This is a genomic window from Alkalihalobacillus sp. NPDC127517, assembly GCF_050276055.1.
In the GTDB taxonomy this organism is placed as follows: domain Bacteria; phylum Bacillota; class Bacilli; order Bacillales; family Bacillaceae_D; genus Alkalicoccobacillus.
Genome location: NZ_JBNNQX010000020.1, coordinates 29,501 through 43,580 on the forward strand (window position 1 = coordinate 29,501; position 14,080 = coordinate 43,580).

The window sequence follows — 14,080 nt, forward strand, 5'->3', positions numbered from 1 at the left end:
AAACTAAAATCTAAAGTGTCTAGAGCAAGGAGGGAATGCATGTTCCTCAAACGATTAGAAGTGAAAGGATTTAAGTCCTTCGCTGAACAAGTAAATGTAGAGTTTGTGCCAGGTGTAACGGCTGTAGTCGGACCAAATGGCAGTGGGAAAAGTAACATCTCAGACAGCATTCGTTGGGTGCTGGGTGAACAGTCTGCAAAATCATTACGCGGGGCAAAGATGGAAGACATCATTTTCGCTGGTAGTGATTCCAGAAAATCAGTAAATGTAGCTGAAGTAAGTTTGATTCTAGATAACGAGGATCAACATTTAAATATTGATTACAGCGAGGTCAGTGTCACGAGGCGAGTCTATCGCTCAGGTGAAAGTGAGTATCTCTTGAATCGCCAGCCCTGCAGGTTAAAAGATATTGTGGAGCTGTTTCTTGACTCAGGACTTGGCAGAGAAGCCTATTCCATTATTGGCCAAGGGAAGATTGAAGAAATCTTAAGCAGTAAGTCAGACGATCGTCGCCTTATTTTTGAAGAAGCAGCAGGCGTCTTAAAATACAAAACTCGTAAAATCCAAGCAGAAAAACGATTAAACGAAACGCAGGAAAATGTCAATCGTGTAGAAGATATCTTACATGAGCTTGAATCTCAGGTTGAGCCACTACGCGAGCAATCATCCATTGCAAAAGAATTTATTGAGGCAGAAAAGAAACGTAAAAAAGAAGATATCACCATTACTGCTGCTGAAATCAATGACTTGCACGCACGATGGACTGAAGCCAAACAAAAGCTTGCATCGTTTAAAACACAGCTTGAAGTACATGAAAAAAACATTCAGCAATCAGAAGAAGCGATCACTTCATGTCGTGAAGAGTCCAAAGCAGTAGCCGAAGCCTTACAAACCGCTCAAGAGCGACGGCTCCATGTAAGTGAAGAATTAGAAAAAAACGAAGGCCGCAGAGGTGTCCTGCAGGAGCGTCAGAAAAACGCGGTCTATAATATCGACCAGCTTACAGAAGACATTGCAGATAAATCTTCTAAGCTTGAGGGCCTACAAGAGACAGTGGCAGAAAGACAAGAGCTTGTTGAAAAAGAAAAAGCAGAACTAAATCGGTGGAAGGCCGAGTTACGTTCTCTTGAAGGTATACTTCAGGGGAGTGGACCTGGAATCGAAGCAAAACTTGATCAGCTTAAGGCTGATTACATTGAAGTTCTAAACGAACAGGCTTCCATTCGTAATGAACAGCGTTATTTAGAAGAACAAAAACGCCAGCAGTCCTTTAAGCGCGAACGATTACTAAAAGAACATGCCGATTCTAAAACAAATCGGAAGGGCCTAACGCAACAAGTAACTGACGCACAAGAGCTTGTGACAAATATGGATAATGAGCTGGATCAACTTACCCGTCAGGAACAAACCATTGCCACTAATCAAGCAAAGCTTGAAGAGGAATATCAACAAAATGAATCGAAGCTTTATGAAGCCTATCGTATTTTACAAAAGTCAAAATCAAGAACGGAAGCCCTTCGTGAGATGGAATCTGATTTCACTGGATTTTATCAAGGTGTAAAAGAGATTCTTAAAGCGCGTGACGGCCATCTTCAAGGGATTCACGGTGCAGTGGCCGAACTCGTTCGTACAGAGAAGCAGCATGAGCTTGCGATCGAGACGGCGCTCGGTGCACAAGCTCAGCATGTGGTCGTAACAAACGAACAACATGCTAGGGGTGCGATACGCTTTTTAAAACAAAAACGCTTTGGTCGAGCCACCTTCCTACCAATGTCGGTCATCAAACCACGCATGATGCCTGATGCTCAGTTACGGATTATTGCAAGTGAAGAAGAGTTTGTTGGACTGGCCATTCATTTGATTCGCTATGATGAAGAGTATCAACATGTGCTTTCTAATTTACTTGGTTCCATTGTCGTTGCCAAAACGCTTGAAGGGGCAAATAAGCTTGCCACGATGATTGGTCATCGCTTTCGCATCGTCACTCTAGATGGTGACGTCGTGAACCCAGGTGGATCGATGACGGGTGGTAGCGTTAAGCAGAATCAGACGTCACTTGTTGGACGAAAGCGAGAGCTGGATGATTTAACTCATCAAACAGAAAAGCTTGAGCGAACAGTGTATCAGTTAGAGCAGCAAATGCAGCAACAAAAACAAAAACGAGCAGAACAGCGCACAGAACAGGCTAATCTGCAGCAACTGATTCAAGCAAAACGTTCAGAATGGCAGGAGCAGCGCTCTCGCTTGAAGGAGCTTGAGCTTACAACGGCTAATATGGAACAACAGTATTCGAGAATGGATCGCGAAGAAGCAGCGGCGGCAAGAGAAGAACAGGCCGTTCTAGATCGTTTAGACGCCCTAGCACAATCGCTTATAGAAACGAATAAACGTGAGCAGCAATGGAAGCTTGAAATTGAAGAATTAGAGTCGCAATTAAAAGAACAACAGAACTCCAGAGAAGACCTTCAAGAAAAGCTTGTACGCGTGAGAATTGGCGAAGCTGAATCCAAACAGCGTGTCAAACACGTTAGTGAGCAGTTCGAATTTACAAGCCACCAGCTAACAGATCTAAAAACGGAGCTTAATGATTTACGCGAAGAGTTTGACTTACTCTCTTCCTCCATGAATAGTGGATCCAATGGTGAAGAACAGTTAATTGAACAAATTCATTCGTTGCGAAAAGAAAAAGAGAGCGTTCAACATCAACTGAAATCACTTGAAGAGAAGCGTGCTAAGCTTGATGACCACTATGCTGAGCTTGAAGAGCAATTAAAAAGAAATCAAAGTCATTATGCCCTAGCACACGATGACTACAAGCATCAAGACGTTCGCTTAAATCGACTCGATGTTGATCTTGAACATCGCCTGGAGAAGCTTCGCGTAGAATACGAGCTTTCCTTTGAAGCTGCCGTTAAAGACTATCCACTCGAAGGCTCGATTGATGACGCGAAAACACGGTTAAAGCTTTTAAAATTAACAATCGATGAGCTAGGACCTGTCAACCTTGGTTCCATTGAAGAGTTTGAGCGAGTGAACGAGCGCTATTCGTTTTTACTTGAGCAACAACAAGATCTACTCCAAGCAAAGGAAACCTTACATCAGGTTATTGCAGAGATGGATGAAGAAATGACGAATCGCTTTTTACACACATTCACTCAAGTGAGAGGACATTTTCAAGAAGTGTTCCGTGAGCTGTTTGGTGGTGGTGAAGCCGATCTTGTATTAACGGATCCATCGAATATTCTCTCAACTGGTGTTGATATTATGGCTCGACCTCCTGGCAAAAAGCTGCAGCATTTAGCTTTGTTATCTGGTGGGGAACGTGCATTAACGGCAATTGCTTTGTTATTCTCAATCTTAAAGGTACGACCGGTACCTTTCTGTGTACTTGATGAAGTGGAAGCTGCACTTGACGAAGCAAACGTCAGCCGATTTGCGCAGTACTTAAAGGATTTCTCAGAGGCTACGCAATTCATCGTGATCACGCACCGAAGTGGAACGATGGAGGAAGCAGATGTGCTTTACGGAGTAACGATGCAGGAATCAGGTGTATCAAGACTTGTTTCGGTTAGACTGGAAGAAACAAAAGAACTAATTGAAAGCTAGGAGGAAGCAACATGAGTTTTTTTAAGAAGCTAAAAGACAAAATTACCAATCAAACAACGGAAGTAACAGACAAGTTTAAATCAGGTCTTGAAAAAACAAGAGAATCGTTTGCAGGTAAAATGAATGAACTTGTTTATAAATACCGTAAAGTAGATGAGGACTTTTTTGAGGAGCTTGAAGAATTACTCATTAGCTCTGACGTAGGAGTTACGACTGTGATGGAGCTTGTTGAACAGTTAAAAGATGAGGTTCGCTTGCGAAACTTAAAGGATACAAAAGATGTTCAACCTGTCATCTCTGAGTTACTAGCGAATATGCTTGATGAGGGAAAAGAAGCGCAAGAGCTGAACCTGCAAGCAGATGGACTTACGGTTATTTTAGTGGTTGGTGTTAATGGGGTAGGTAAAACAACATCGATTGGAAAAATGGCTCACTACTTAACGCAAGAGGGCAAAAAAGTCATGCTCGCAGCAGGAGACACATTCCGTGCTGGGGCCATTGATCAGCTTGAAGTATGGGGGGAGCGGGTTGGTGCAGATGTGATCAAGCAGCAAGCTGGTAGTGACCCAGCTGCAGTGATGTATGATGCCATTCAGGCAGCCAAGTCACGAGGCGCAGACGTACTTCTTTGTGACACAGCAGGGCGACTGCAAAACAAAGTGAATTTAATGAACGAGCTTGAAAAGGTTAAGCGTGTCATTGAACGTGAAGTACCTGGTGCCCCTCATGAGGTTCTGCTTGTATTAGACGGGACAACAGGTCAAAATGCGATGGTGCAAGCTAAAACATTTGGCCAGTCAACAGATGTAACAGGGATCGTTTTAACGAAGCTTGATGGTACTGCAAAAGGTGGAATTATTATGGCGATTAAGCGTGAGCTTGATATTCCAGTTAAGTTTGTTGGACTTGGTGAGCAGAAGGATGACTTGCAGCCTTTCCAGGCAGATCAGTTTGTATATGGCCTGTTTAAAGATGTACTGGACTCTCCTGAAGACGTACAATCGAGTTAAATTGACATGTTAAGAAAAAAACTTGACACAAGAGCGGCTCTCCTGTAATATAAATTCTCGTAAAGGGGAATCACTTAACAAGGGGTGAAGCTTCGTGCTAGATAAAACGCTCAGAATGAACTATTTGTTTGATTTCTATCATTCCCTGCTCACTCTGAAGCAGCGCGAATACATGTCCCAGTATTATTTAGATGATTTTTCCCTTGGAGAGATTGCCGAGCAATTCGAAGTTAGTCGTCAAGCGGTTTATGACAACATCAAACGGACAGAAGCGATGCTTGAAGAGTATGAAACCAAGCTTGAGCTCCTTGAGAAGTTTGAGAAACGGACAAGTTTGCTGGCTCAATTAGAAACAGCTATTCAAGAGAACGCGGCTCCTTATGAGATGCAGAGTCTAATAGATACGATTCGGAAACTGGACTAGGAGGCGGTAACATGGCATTTGAAGGCTTAGCTGAACGGCTCCAGGGTACCCTGACAAAGATTCGCGGCAAAGGGAAAGTTAGCGAGCAAGACATTAAAGAAATGATGCGTGAAGTTAGGCTTGCCCTTCTAGAAGCTGACGTAAACTTTAAAGTCGTTAAACAATTTATTACTGATGTAAAAGAAAAGGCACTTGGCCAAGAGGTAATGAAAAGCTTAACTCCTGGTCAACAAGTCATAAAAGTTGTAAATGAAGAGCTCACTGCACTTATGGGTGGGGAGCAAAGCAAACTGGCTGTTTCCACTAAGCCACCAACGGTCATTATGATGGTTGGGCTCCAAGGTGCAGGTAAAACAACGCACACAGCCAAGCTTGCAAATCATTTACGCAAAAAGCACAATCGCAAACCATTGTTGGTTGCTGCTGATATCTATCGTCCAGCTGCAATTAAACAGCTTGAGACGTTAGGGAAGCAAATTGACATGCCTGTTTTTTCATTAGGTGATCAAGTGAGCCCTGTTGAGATAGCCAAACAGGCTGTCGCCAAAGCAAAAGAAGATCATCTTGACTATGTGTTAATTGATACAGCGGGTCGCCTGCATGTGGATCAAGAGCTAATGGATGAATTAAGTCAAATTAAGGAATCCGTTAACCCTGATGAGATCTTGCTTGTAATTGACGCAATGACTGGTCAAGATGCGGTAAATGTTGCTGAGACATTTAACGAGCAACTTGGTTTAACAGGTGCTGTCCTTTCGAAGCTAGATGGTGATACAAGAGGTGGAGCTGCGATCTCGGTAAAGGCGGTCACGAATATACCAATTAAGTTCGCTGGTGTTGGTGAAAAAGTGGATCAGCTTGAACCGTTTCATCCGGACCGAATGGCTTCCCGGATCCTTGGAATGGGAGATGTCCTATCTCTGATTGAGAAGGCTCAATTTAATGTTGATGAAGACAAAGCGCGTGAGCTTGAGAAAAAAATGCGTAACGCTGACTTTACTTTTGATGACTTTTTAGAGCAGCTTGAGCAGGTTAGAAGCATGGGACCTCTTGAAGATTTACTTGGAATGATGCCTGGCATGAAGAAAAACAAAGGCATGAAGGATTTGCAAGTAGATGAAAAGCAAATTGGTCGAGTTGAAGCGATTGTTCGCTCAATGACCAAAAAAGAAAAGCAAGACCCTTCAATCTTAAACGGAAGTAGAAGAAGAAGGATTGCTAAAGGAAGCGGCACAACCATTCAGGATGTCAATCGTCTGTTGAAGCAGTTTGAAGATATGAAAAAAATGATGAAACAGATGACTGGAATGCAGACTGGAAAAGGAAAGCGTCGTGGAAAAGGACTCGGTGGCCTGAAACTGCCATTTTAAAAAAATCTATTCTGCTCCATAAGATAAGTCTTGTAGGAACGTGGAATTGATGATATTATACTAAATTGTGTAAATAATCTTGGAGGTGTACAGCGAAATGGCTGTTAAAATTCGACTTAAACGTATTGGTTCAAAGAAAGCTCCTGTCTATCGTGTAGTAGTTGCAGATTCTCGTGCTCCACGTGATGGACGTTTCATCGAGGAAATCGGAACATACAATCCGATTGCTCAACCTGCTCAGTTTTCTGTTAAAGAAGACAAAGCATTAGACTGGATGTTAAAAGGTGCTAAGCCTTCTGACACAGTTCGTAACCTTTTCTCAAAAGAAGGTTTAATGGAAAAGCTTCACAACGCTAAAAACCAAAAGTAATTTGACCCGAGGTGATCTGTGATGAAAACGTTGGTTGAACATATAGCTCAATCACTTGTTGATGATCCCGAATCTGTGAAGGTTGAAGAACATCAAGAAGGTCAGACAGTTTATCTGCGATTAACGGTTCATCCGGATGATATGGGAAAAGTGATTGGTAAAAACGGACGAACAGCAAAAGCTCTGCGCTCAGTTGTTTATGCAGCTGTGAATAAGCAGGGGAAGAAAGTAAAGCTGGATATCGTTGAATAAGAAAGGGTGGGGGAAACCTCTCCCTTTTCTTGTATGTCTATCGTTAGGTAATCTCATTGTTTTATGAATGGAGTGTGATGACATGCAGTTTTTGCAAACCGTTTCCATTAAACAAGTATTAACCGAAACCAAAAAAGATACATTAACGAATGAGCTCCATGCAGAACAAGAGCAGCTCACACGTGAAATTGAGCAGTTTCATTTTCAAATGCATAAATCGATTAAAAAGACAGATTCCACCTCTCAGGAATATCAGCTTCGCAAGCGTTATGAGCAGGAAATGAATAAACGAATGGAAAAGAAAAAGGGAATTGAGTTCAGACTTCAACAGCTTGAGCGGCTTCCCATTGGCTCTGAGATTACAAGCGGTCAAGCGCAGGCTATTGTTGAACTAAATGTAGGTGATCCTTGGCCTGATGTAGAGCAACCACTTGAGGTCGTTGTGAAGGATGGAATCATTGAACAATTTCGAGAAAGTAGGAATTCGGATGACGGAATGGTATAAAGTAGGACAGCTTGTAAATACACATGGTGTGCGTGGAGAGGTTAAGATCCTCTCAACAACGGACTTTCCCGATAAACGATTTGCTAAAGGAAGTCAGCTTGCCATCAGACAGGAAAATGGACAGTATAAAACATTAACTGTTGCCACGCATCGTATTCATAAGCAATTTCATTTACTTACATTTGAAGGCTATACCAATATTAACGAGGTTGAAGGGTATAAAGGACTTACCCTATATATATCCGCTGATAAACAAGAAGAGCTTGAAATCGGTGAATACTATTATCACGAAATCATTGGCTGCATAGTCGTAGACGAAGAAGGGTTAAAAATCGGACGAGTGATTGAGATTTTAAGCCCCGGTGCAAATGATGTGTGGGTGGTTAAACGAGAAGGACAAAAGGATCTTCTAGTCCCTTACATTGAGTCTGTGGTAAGAGAAATCGATATCACGAACAAGACGATCACCATTCACTTACTTGAAGGACTTGATGTATGAGAATTGATGTTTTAAGTCTGTTTCCTGACATGTTTACAGGAGTCTTTGGTCAGTCTATTTTGAAACTAGCTCAAGAAAAAGGACTTGTCTCTTTAAACGTAACAGATTTTAGAACCTATTCAACGAATAAGCACAGCCGTGTAGATGATTATCCATATGGTGGCGGTGCGGGTATGGTCTTAACGCCTCAGCCGATTTTTGATGCTGTAGAAGATGTGAAGCAGCCAGACTTAAAAGTAAGAGTGGTTTTGCTCTGTCCTCAAGGAGAGCCTTATACGCAAGCAAAAGCAGAGGAACTCGCCAAAGAAGAGCAGCTCATCTTAATCTGTGGTCATTACGAAGGCTATGATGAACGTATCCGTGCGCATCTTGTGACAGACGAGATTTCACTAGGTGACTATGTGTTAACCGGTGGGGAGCTTGGCGCAATGGTTATTGTTGATAGCGTGACCCGTTTACTTAAAGGAGCCCTAGGGAACGACGAATCCGCAGAAACGGACTCCTTTTCAACAGGCATGCTTGAGCATCCACAGTACACACGTCCAGCAGAGTTTCGTGGACTCCAAGTACCTGAAGTCTTACTATCCGGTCATCACGGCCGTATTGAAGAATGGCGCACAAAGGAATCACTCAAGCGAACATTCGAAAGACGACCAGAGTTAATTAAGGAAGAATCTCTGACACAAAAGCAGCAAACATGGATCAAAGAGTGGGAACAAGGGATGTAAGGTAAAAAAGCTTGGCATTTCATAAAAAGAATCTTGTATCACACTTTTATCTATGCTAGTATAGATCTTGTGGCAATTCGCCCGTTATTAAGATGTTCCGCTGCGGCTATCCGACAAGAATGTCTGTTTGGAAGGAGGGGAATACGACTATGAGCAACATTATTCAAGAAATTACAAATGAGCAGCTTCGCACGGATCTTCCAGATTTCCGTCCTGGAGACACGTTAACGATTCACGTTAAGGTTGTTGAGGGAACTCGTGAGCGTATCCAGCTTTTTGAAGGCGTGGTTATCAAACGTCGCGGATTTGGAATCAGCGAAACATTTACAGCTCGCAAAATTTCTTATGGTGTAGGAGTTGAGCGTACATTCCCATTACATTCACCGAAAATCGAAAAGATCGAAGTGAAACGTCGCGGTAAAGTACGTCGTGCTAAGCTTTACTATCTACGTAACCTACGTGGAAAAGCTGCCCGCATCAAAGAACTTCGCAGAAAAGCATAATCATTGGTCTACAATGATAAAAAAGGAACGTCCTTCGTATGAAGGGCGTTCTTTTTGTTTGGGAAATGTCTATGTGAGACTCGTAGGAACCTAACCTTAAACATACGAGGAATCTTTGAATGAACCGATCTTTTTCAAGTCTACTTACTCTTTTCTTTATTGTAACGATGCCAAATCCATTAAGTGCAAAACGACTCTACATCATATTAATTTAAAAGACTTTTATGGTTCGTATATCAATCTGCTTGATCATATGCTTCAAAGGAAATTCGTAAGCGATATCCGAATCTTAGCTTTGATTTATATGATGTGGACATCGAATCGATTCAATGGTGTGTTGAAGGAGGGTACTCATTTGAGATAGCCGTGATCTATCAAACAGATGAAGGACAGCATAATCCACCATACGGTTTAGAAACTCTTACCTATATGATCTCGGTTGGAAACGTAGACCTCATTTATTATAAACATGAAGATGTAGTGTAATAAATGCTTCATAAACCAGAATACTCTTTATTTAGAACGATTGTCGTGGGATCAGTACAGATCCGATTGTATCTTGAAATGGAAAGAGAGTTTCTTCTAAAAGAAGCTATCTTTTTTGCTGGAATTAAAGTAGTATATTAAATTTTTAGAGGACCATTTAAATTCCATAGTGAAACATTTGATGATAAATAAGGATTATAATAAGTATATATTGTATACTTAATCAAAAATATACTGACGATCAAAAAAATGGAGGTAAAATGAATTATGACTGAAAAACGATGGTATTTATCAACCTGGTTTATTTCTATATGTTTTGCATTATGGTTATTAGTGATTCCTTTAATCTTAGGGATTGTACTATTAATAATAAAACATTTAGGAGATAAAAAGAGAAAAGCGTATTGGAAAGATAATGGTCTAGATGATTTAGAAAAAGTTAAATTAAAAACAGAGAAGCTAACTAAAGAATCAGAGAATCTAAAGAAGGAAAATGAAAAAATAAAACAGGATATAATAATTGAATCTGGAAATTTAGAAAAAGAAATTGAAAAAGTAAAAGAGAAAGTTAAGCATGAAGAAATGGCACTCTCTAAAGATAATGATTTAATTAAACTAGAAATTGAGAATGAAAATAATAAACTTAAATCGTTAAAAGCTGAGTTAGTTTCCTACGAAGAAGAGCACCTCAATCAGACATTTGGATTTTATGAACCTAAGTATGGGTTTGAAAACAGTGAATTATTTAAGAATGAATTAAATGATATTAGACAGAAGCAAAAGATAATGGCAAATGTAGATGAAGCTACGATTTCAAGGAGCTGGCAAGTTGATGGAAGTGTAAAAAAAGGCGAAGCCATGAGGAAAAGTAACGTTAAACTTGCAGTTAGGGCATTTAATCAAGAGTGCGATACAGCCATTTTAAAAGCAAAGTTTAATAATATAGAAGTAATAGAAAAACAAATTAAAAAAGCAAAAGAGCAAATTAATAAGCTCAATTCACGTAATGGTATTGAAATTAGAGATGAATATCTAGCTTTAAAGATTGATGAGTTATATTTGGTCCATGAATTTCATCTTAAAAAAGAAGAAGAAAAAGAGGAACAACGAATATTAAAAGAACAGATGCGTGAAGAGAAACGAATTCAGGCTGAAATTGAACGTGAACGCAAAAAGCTTGAAAAAGACGAGAAACATTTTAAGCAAGCCTTGGAAAAGTATGATAAGCAAATGGAAACTGCTAGTGAAGAATTAAAACAGGAAATTCAGATGAAAATTGAGGAAATTCAAGAGAGGGTAATTGATATTCAATCTGAAAAAGAAAAAGTGGATTTTAGAGAACAAAATGCTAAAGCCGGTTATGTTTATATCATTTCAAATATCGGTTCGTTTGGAGCAGACGTTTTTAAAATTGGTATGACAAGAAGGCTAGAACCAATGGATCGAGTAAATGAACTTGGAAGCGCATCAGTACCTTTTAATTTTGATGTACATGCAATGGTGTTCTCCGATGATGCACCTAAGTTAGAACGTGCCCTTCATAAAGCATTTGAAAATTATCAAATAAATAAAGTAAATCCTCGAAAAGAATTTTTTAGAGTTGATATTAACGAAATAGCTAAAGTAGTAAGACATAACCATAATAAAACAATTGAGTTTACTAAATTGGCTGTTGCTGAAGATTATAGAAAGTCACTCCAATTGATTCAAGAAGAAGTTGAGGAGAAAACTCTAGAAAAAATAGCTGTAAGTTAATTGGATCAATCAATTTGCGTATTCAAAATAAGGGTTCATCTCCACTAGTCCATTTGAAAGCAGGGACATGATGAAACATGCAAACCTTTTAGTGACGTTGGTTGTCATTTTAGTGGTTAGTCTTCCTTTTATCGCGGGTCACAGGCTGATATATGGGAGCTCTAGCTATATGGAGATACGAACATCTAGTAAATGATGAAGGTTACGCACCGAAAGATATTTTAGCGGTCAAAACGGAATATAACGTTAAAAACAGTGCAGGTCAAACGTATTTAACCTATGTGGATCTTAAACAAGACTATAAAGAATATGAGCATGTCTATGGCTATAACAAGGAAAAGGGTGTGTGGAAGCAAGGACGGTTTCCAAAAAATTAAACGATACTTATCACCATTAAAATCATTCAGATTGGAGCGTTCAAATGAAAATTCCTTTTCTAATAAGCGGATGTGCCGTTCTATTGATTGTTACAGGTTGTTTTAAAGGTGAGAATCAAGTGGAAGTCAGTCCGACTTTTGATAATGAGTTTGGTGAGATGTTTGGGATTGATCAGAAGGTTGGAATTGTAGGTGGACCCGTTCTTGCTGGAGAGAGTCAAAAATGGATGTGGCATTTCTGGGGAGAAGAGGCTCCGAATCAGTATTTTAGCGCTGTTGCGACCAATCTAGAGTCTAAGGAAGAAGTAAATCCAATTATTCAAAGCGCAATTCTTACACAAAGAGATAGCCTTGAAACGATTAGTCACAGTCCATCTGAAGTCCAATTCCCTTCAGAAGGCATTTGGAAAATTGAAACGTATATTGAAGATGAATTTTTTGATGAGTTTGTTGTAGAGGTACATCCAGAAGGTACTGAATTAACGTATTAAATTATAAGAGCCGTACATACGTGTTTAAAAATAAAACAATAATTCTCGTTCTTTCACTCGTAGTGATGGGGGTAGGAATTTTTATTTGTCAATCAGCCATTTCAGATGTTAGTGAACTGGCTTTCCTTGAACAAGAGTTAAAAAAAGGCTAGAGGGAAGACAGGGCTCAAAATATTGCAGACAGTGAGAAGGAACCTGATTGGAGAAACCTAAAGACTAAGGAAATTAAAGCCATGATTCGAAATGGAGAAAGTGTAGCCGGTCTGAATGAAGCAAGAGATGAGGATGACTGGTGGAGAGAAGAATTAGCGAGTGACATTAGCAACTTTCATACTAGCTTTAATAATATGTTTTGGGAGTGGGAAGCGACCATTGGTTTTGACGAGGAAAATGCTGTTTACTTAAACGGAATTAAAGAAAACCTTATATCATTTAGCAAAACAACGGAAGGTCATAAACTGAATAAGGATGTTGTAAATGCTGCTTCAGCCGTTGAAAAAGCGATTGAAACCGAGGATCTCAAAGGATTAGAGATTGCTCATACCATCGTGCATGATTTAGATATCTTCTATAATGGCTATGAGGTGAATCAGGAAAAACCATCAGCCGATTCCTTTGATGACACACCATTTATGGTCACACATTATAACGATGATGATACGAGCGAAGTGGAAAGTTACGTTCAAAACAGTAATTAATGTTTGCTTTACCATTGCCATACTCATGATAATCATTGAAATCTATTCCTACAAACTATATAAAAGTATGAAATTAAATAAAAAAGAGATTCAACCATTATGACATGAGGATCTCTTTTTAATCAATTGCATTTATACAGACCTGTTTGTATAATCAGAGACAGAAGATAGAATTACTGTTACTGAAATATTTCTGCTTTTTTATAGATAGGTGTTATGTATAGTTTCTAGGAGATGATGACAATGAGTAAAAGAACACAGATTCTTGATGTAGCGACTGCTCTCTTTTATAGAGACGGGATTCATGCTACGGGGGTAGACAAAATTGTGGCTGAAGCTGGGGTAGCAAAAATGACCATGTATAACCACTTTCCTTCTAAGGATGACTTAATCCTTGCTTATCTTGAGAAGCGGGACACAGAATGGAGATCTTGGTTTGTTGAATCGGTTAATGAATTAACGAAAGATCCAACTGAAAAATTACTAGCATTATTTGATGTATTGGATAGCTGGTTTAATGGACCTGACTTCAATGGTTGTGCATTTCTTAATACAGTTGCTGAATTTTCAAGTGTCACACATCCATTTCATGAGGCTGCGGTTGAACATAAAAAGATCTTAAAAGATTATATGTTAGAAGTGGTTCAAGCAACAGAAGCAACAAACGCAACAGAGCTTGCAGATAGCTTATACCTTCTTGTTGAGGGATCGATCGTCACGGAATTAGTGTTCCAAAAAGGGGATTCAGCCAAAAGAGCAAAGGCTGGGGCTAGGTTAATGCTCTCCAATATTTAATTTAGATCACTGACTACTTAAGAAGAGGCTGGGACAAAACTAAAAATCAACTAGAAAATGGCGAATGATTCTACAATCGAATCATTCGCCATTCGTGTTTTTATTTGAACTAGCGTAAGGAGAACCCGAGACTCCCTCCGAAAAAGTTAATGTATCAATGGTTTTAAGGTTTTTAAAGAGATAAAAATATTTTTTATGAATCAATCAATAT

The 14,080-nt window shown here is 39.7% G+C and carries 15 protein-coding genes and 1 pseudogene; all 16 read left to right on the top strand.

Going from position 1 to position 14,080, the window contains the following annotated elements:
• Nucleotides 1-39 precede the first annotated feature (39 nt).
• The 16 genes and pseudogenes from smc to ACQKKO_RS19650 all read left to right on the top strand — a co-directional run bounded on the left by smc (nt 40) and on the right by ACQKKO_RS19650 (nt 13,869).
• Nucleotides 40-3,606 carry a chromosome segregation protein SMC gene (smc, locus tag ACQKKO_RS19575; RefSeq protein ID WP_498650175.1) on the top strand — a complete coding sequence of 1,189 codons (3,567 nt, stop codon included), beginning with the start codon at nt 40-42 and terminating at the stop codon, nt 3,604-3,606.
• A gap of 11 nt (nt 3,607-3,617) precedes the next feature.
• Entirely contained in the window at nt 3,618-4,616 is a 999-nt protein-coding gene (gene ftsY / locus ACQKKO_RS19580) for a signal recognition particle-docking protein FtsY (protein ID WP_498650179.1), read from the top strand.
• 94 nt (nt 4,617-4,710) lie between these two features.
• Nucleotides 4,711-5,040 carry a putative DNA-binding protein gene (locus tag ACQKKO_RS19585; RefSeq protein WP_203087271.1) on the top strand — a complete coding sequence of 110 codons (330 nt, stop codon included), beginning with the start codon at nt 4,711-4,713 and terminating at the stop codon, nt 5,038-5,040.
• An 11-nt stretch (nt 5,041-5,051) separates the two neighbouring features.
• Entirely contained in the window at nt 5,052-6,410 is a 1,359-nt protein-coding gene (ffh, locus tag ACQKKO_RS19590) for a signal recognition particle protein (protein WP_498650180.1), read from the top strand.
• Between the two features lie 97 nt (nt 6,411-6,507).
• Nucleotides 6,508-6,780: a 30S ribosomal protein S16 gene (gene rpsP, locus ACQKKO_RS19595; protein ID WP_498650182.1), complete on the top strand. Its 273-nt coding sequence runs from the start codon at nt 6,508-6,510 to the stop codon at nt 6,778-6,780.
• Between the two features lie 21 nt (nt 6,781-6,801).
• Nucleotides 6,802-7,032 (top strand): KH domain-containing protein, encoded by a 231-nt coding sequence (locus tag ACQKKO_RS19600; RefSeq protein WP_203087268.1) that lies wholly within the window; start codon nt 6,802-6,804, stop codon nt 7,030-7,032.
• Nucleotides 7,033-7,114: 82 nt separating this feature from the next.
• The gene (locus ACQKKO_RS19605) at nt 7,115-7,537 is read left to right on the top strand and encodes a YlqD family protein (RefSeq protein WP_498650185.1); all 423 of its coding nucleotides are present in this window, start codon (nt 7,115-7,117) and stop codon (nt 7,535-7,537) included.
• Nucleotides 7,521-8,036, top strand: a complete 516-nt coding sequence (gene rimM / locus ACQKKO_RS19610; protein ID WP_498650188.1) for a ribosome maturation factor RimM — start codon at nt 7,521-7,523, stop codon at nt 8,034-8,036. The genes ACQKKO_RS19605 and rimM overlap by 17 nt, the downstream gene beginning before the upstream one ends.
• On the top strand, nt 8,033-8,764 hold the full coding sequence (gene trmD / locus ACQKKO_RS19615; protein WP_498650190.1) for a tRNA (guanosine(37)-N1)-methyltransferase TrmD: 732 nt from the start codon (nt 8,033-8,035) through the stop codon (nt 8,762-8,764). Before rimM ends, trmD begins: the two co-directional genes overlap by 4 nt.
• A 149-nt stretch (nt 8,765-8,913) precedes the next feature.
• Nucleotides 8,914-9,267: a 50S ribosomal protein L19 gene (gene rplS, locus ACQKKO_RS19620; RefSeq protein WP_479821518.1), complete on the top strand. Its 354-nt coding sequence runs from the start codon at nt 8,914-8,916 to the stop codon at nt 9,265-9,267.
• Nucleotides 9,268-9,531: 264 nt separating this feature from the next.
• Nucleotides 9,532-9,753: pseudogene (locus ACQKKO_RS19625) on the top strand (DUF3888 domain-containing protein); the annotation flags it as partial.
• Between the two features lie 267 nt (nt 9,754-10,020).
• Complete coding sequence (locus ACQKKO_RS19630; protein ID WP_498650192.1) at nt 10,021-11,508, top strand: SNIPE associated domain-containing protein; 1,488 nt, start codon at nt 10,021-10,023, stop codon at nt 11,506-11,508.
• Between the two features lie 152 nt (nt 11,509-11,660).
• The gene (locus ACQKKO_RS19635) at nt 11,661-11,885 is read left to right on the top strand and encodes a hypothetical protein (protein WP_498650195.1); all 225 of its coding nucleotides are present in this window, start codon (nt 11,661-11,663) and stop codon (nt 11,883-11,885) included.
• A 44-nt stretch (nt 11,886-11,929) separates the two neighbouring features.
• Nucleotides 11,930-12,376 (top strand): DUF4871 domain-containing protein, encoded by a 447-nt coding sequence (locus ACQKKO_RS19640; RefSeq protein ID WP_498650197.1) that lies wholly within the window; start codon nt 11,930-11,932, stop codon nt 12,374-12,376.
• A gap of 233 nt (nt 12,377-12,609) precedes the next feature.
• Entirely contained in the window at nt 12,610-13,074 is a 465-nt protein-coding gene (locus ACQKKO_RS19645; RefSeq protein ID WP_498650199.1) for a hypothetical protein, read from the top strand.
• 243 nt (nt 13,075-13,317) lie between these two features.
• Nucleotides 13,318-13,869 (top strand): TetR/AcrR family transcriptional regulator, encoded by a 552-nt coding sequence (locus ACQKKO_RS19650; protein WP_498650201.1) that lies wholly within the window; start codon nt 13,318-13,320, stop codon nt 13,867-13,869.
• Nucleotides 13,870-14,080 lie beyond the last annotated feature (211 nt).

Bases quoted from the DNA above. Each gene is read 5' to 3' on its own strand.
- ACQKKO_RS19645 (WP_498650199.1), top strand. From the start codon at position 12,610: ATGATTCGAAATGGAGAAAGTGTAGCCGGTCTGAATGAAGCAAGAGAT.
- ffh (WP_498650180.1), top strand. From the start codon at position 5,052: ATGGCATTTGAAGGCTTAGCTGAACGGCTCCAGGGTACCCTGACAAAG.
- smc (WP_498650175.1), top strand. From the start codon at position 40: ATGTTCCTCAAACGATTAGAAGTGAAAGGATTTAAGTCCTTCGCTGAA.
- ACQKKO_RS19640 (WP_498650197.1), top strand. From the start codon at position 11,930: ATGAAAATTCCTTTTCTAATAAGCGGATGTGCCGTTCTATTGATTGTT.
- ftsY (WP_498650179.1), top strand. From the start codon at position 3,618: ATGAGTTTTTTTAAGAAGCTAAAAGACAAAATTACCAATCAAACAACG.
- ACQKKO_RS19600 (WP_203087268.1), top strand. From the start codon at position 6,802: ATGAAAACGTTGGTTGAACATATAGCTCAATCACTTGTTGATGATCCC.
- rimM (WP_498650188.1), top strand. From the start codon at position 7,521: ATGACGGAATGGTATAAAGTAGGACAGCTTGTAAATACACATGGTGTG.
- ACQKKO_RS19630 (WP_498650192.1), top strand. From the start codon at position 10,021: ATGACTGAAAAACGATGGTATTTATCAACCTGGTTTATTTCTATATGT.
- rpsP (WP_498650182.1), top strand. From the start codon at position 6,508: ATGGCTGTTAAAATTCGACTTAAACGTATTGGTTCAAAGAAAGCTCCT.
- rplS (WP_479821518.1), top strand. From the start codon at position 8,914: ATGAGCAACATTATTCAAGAAATTACAAATGAGCAGCTTCGCACGGAT.
- ACQKKO_RS19635 (WP_498650195.1), top strand. From the start codon at position 11,661: ATGGGAGCTCTAGCTATATGGAGATACGAACATCTAGTAAATGATGAA.
- ACQKKO_RS19605 (WP_498650185.1), top strand. From the start codon at position 7,115: ATGCAGTTTTTGCAAACCGTTTCCATTAAACAAGTATTAACCGAAACC.
- ACQKKO_RS19650 (WP_498650201.1), top strand. From the start codon at position 13,318: ATGAGTAAAAGAACACAGATTCTTGATGTAGCGACTGCTCTCTTTTAT.
- trmD (WP_498650190.1), top strand. From the start codon at position 8,033: ATGAGAATTGATGTTTTAAGTCTGTTTCCTGACATGTTTACAGGAGTC.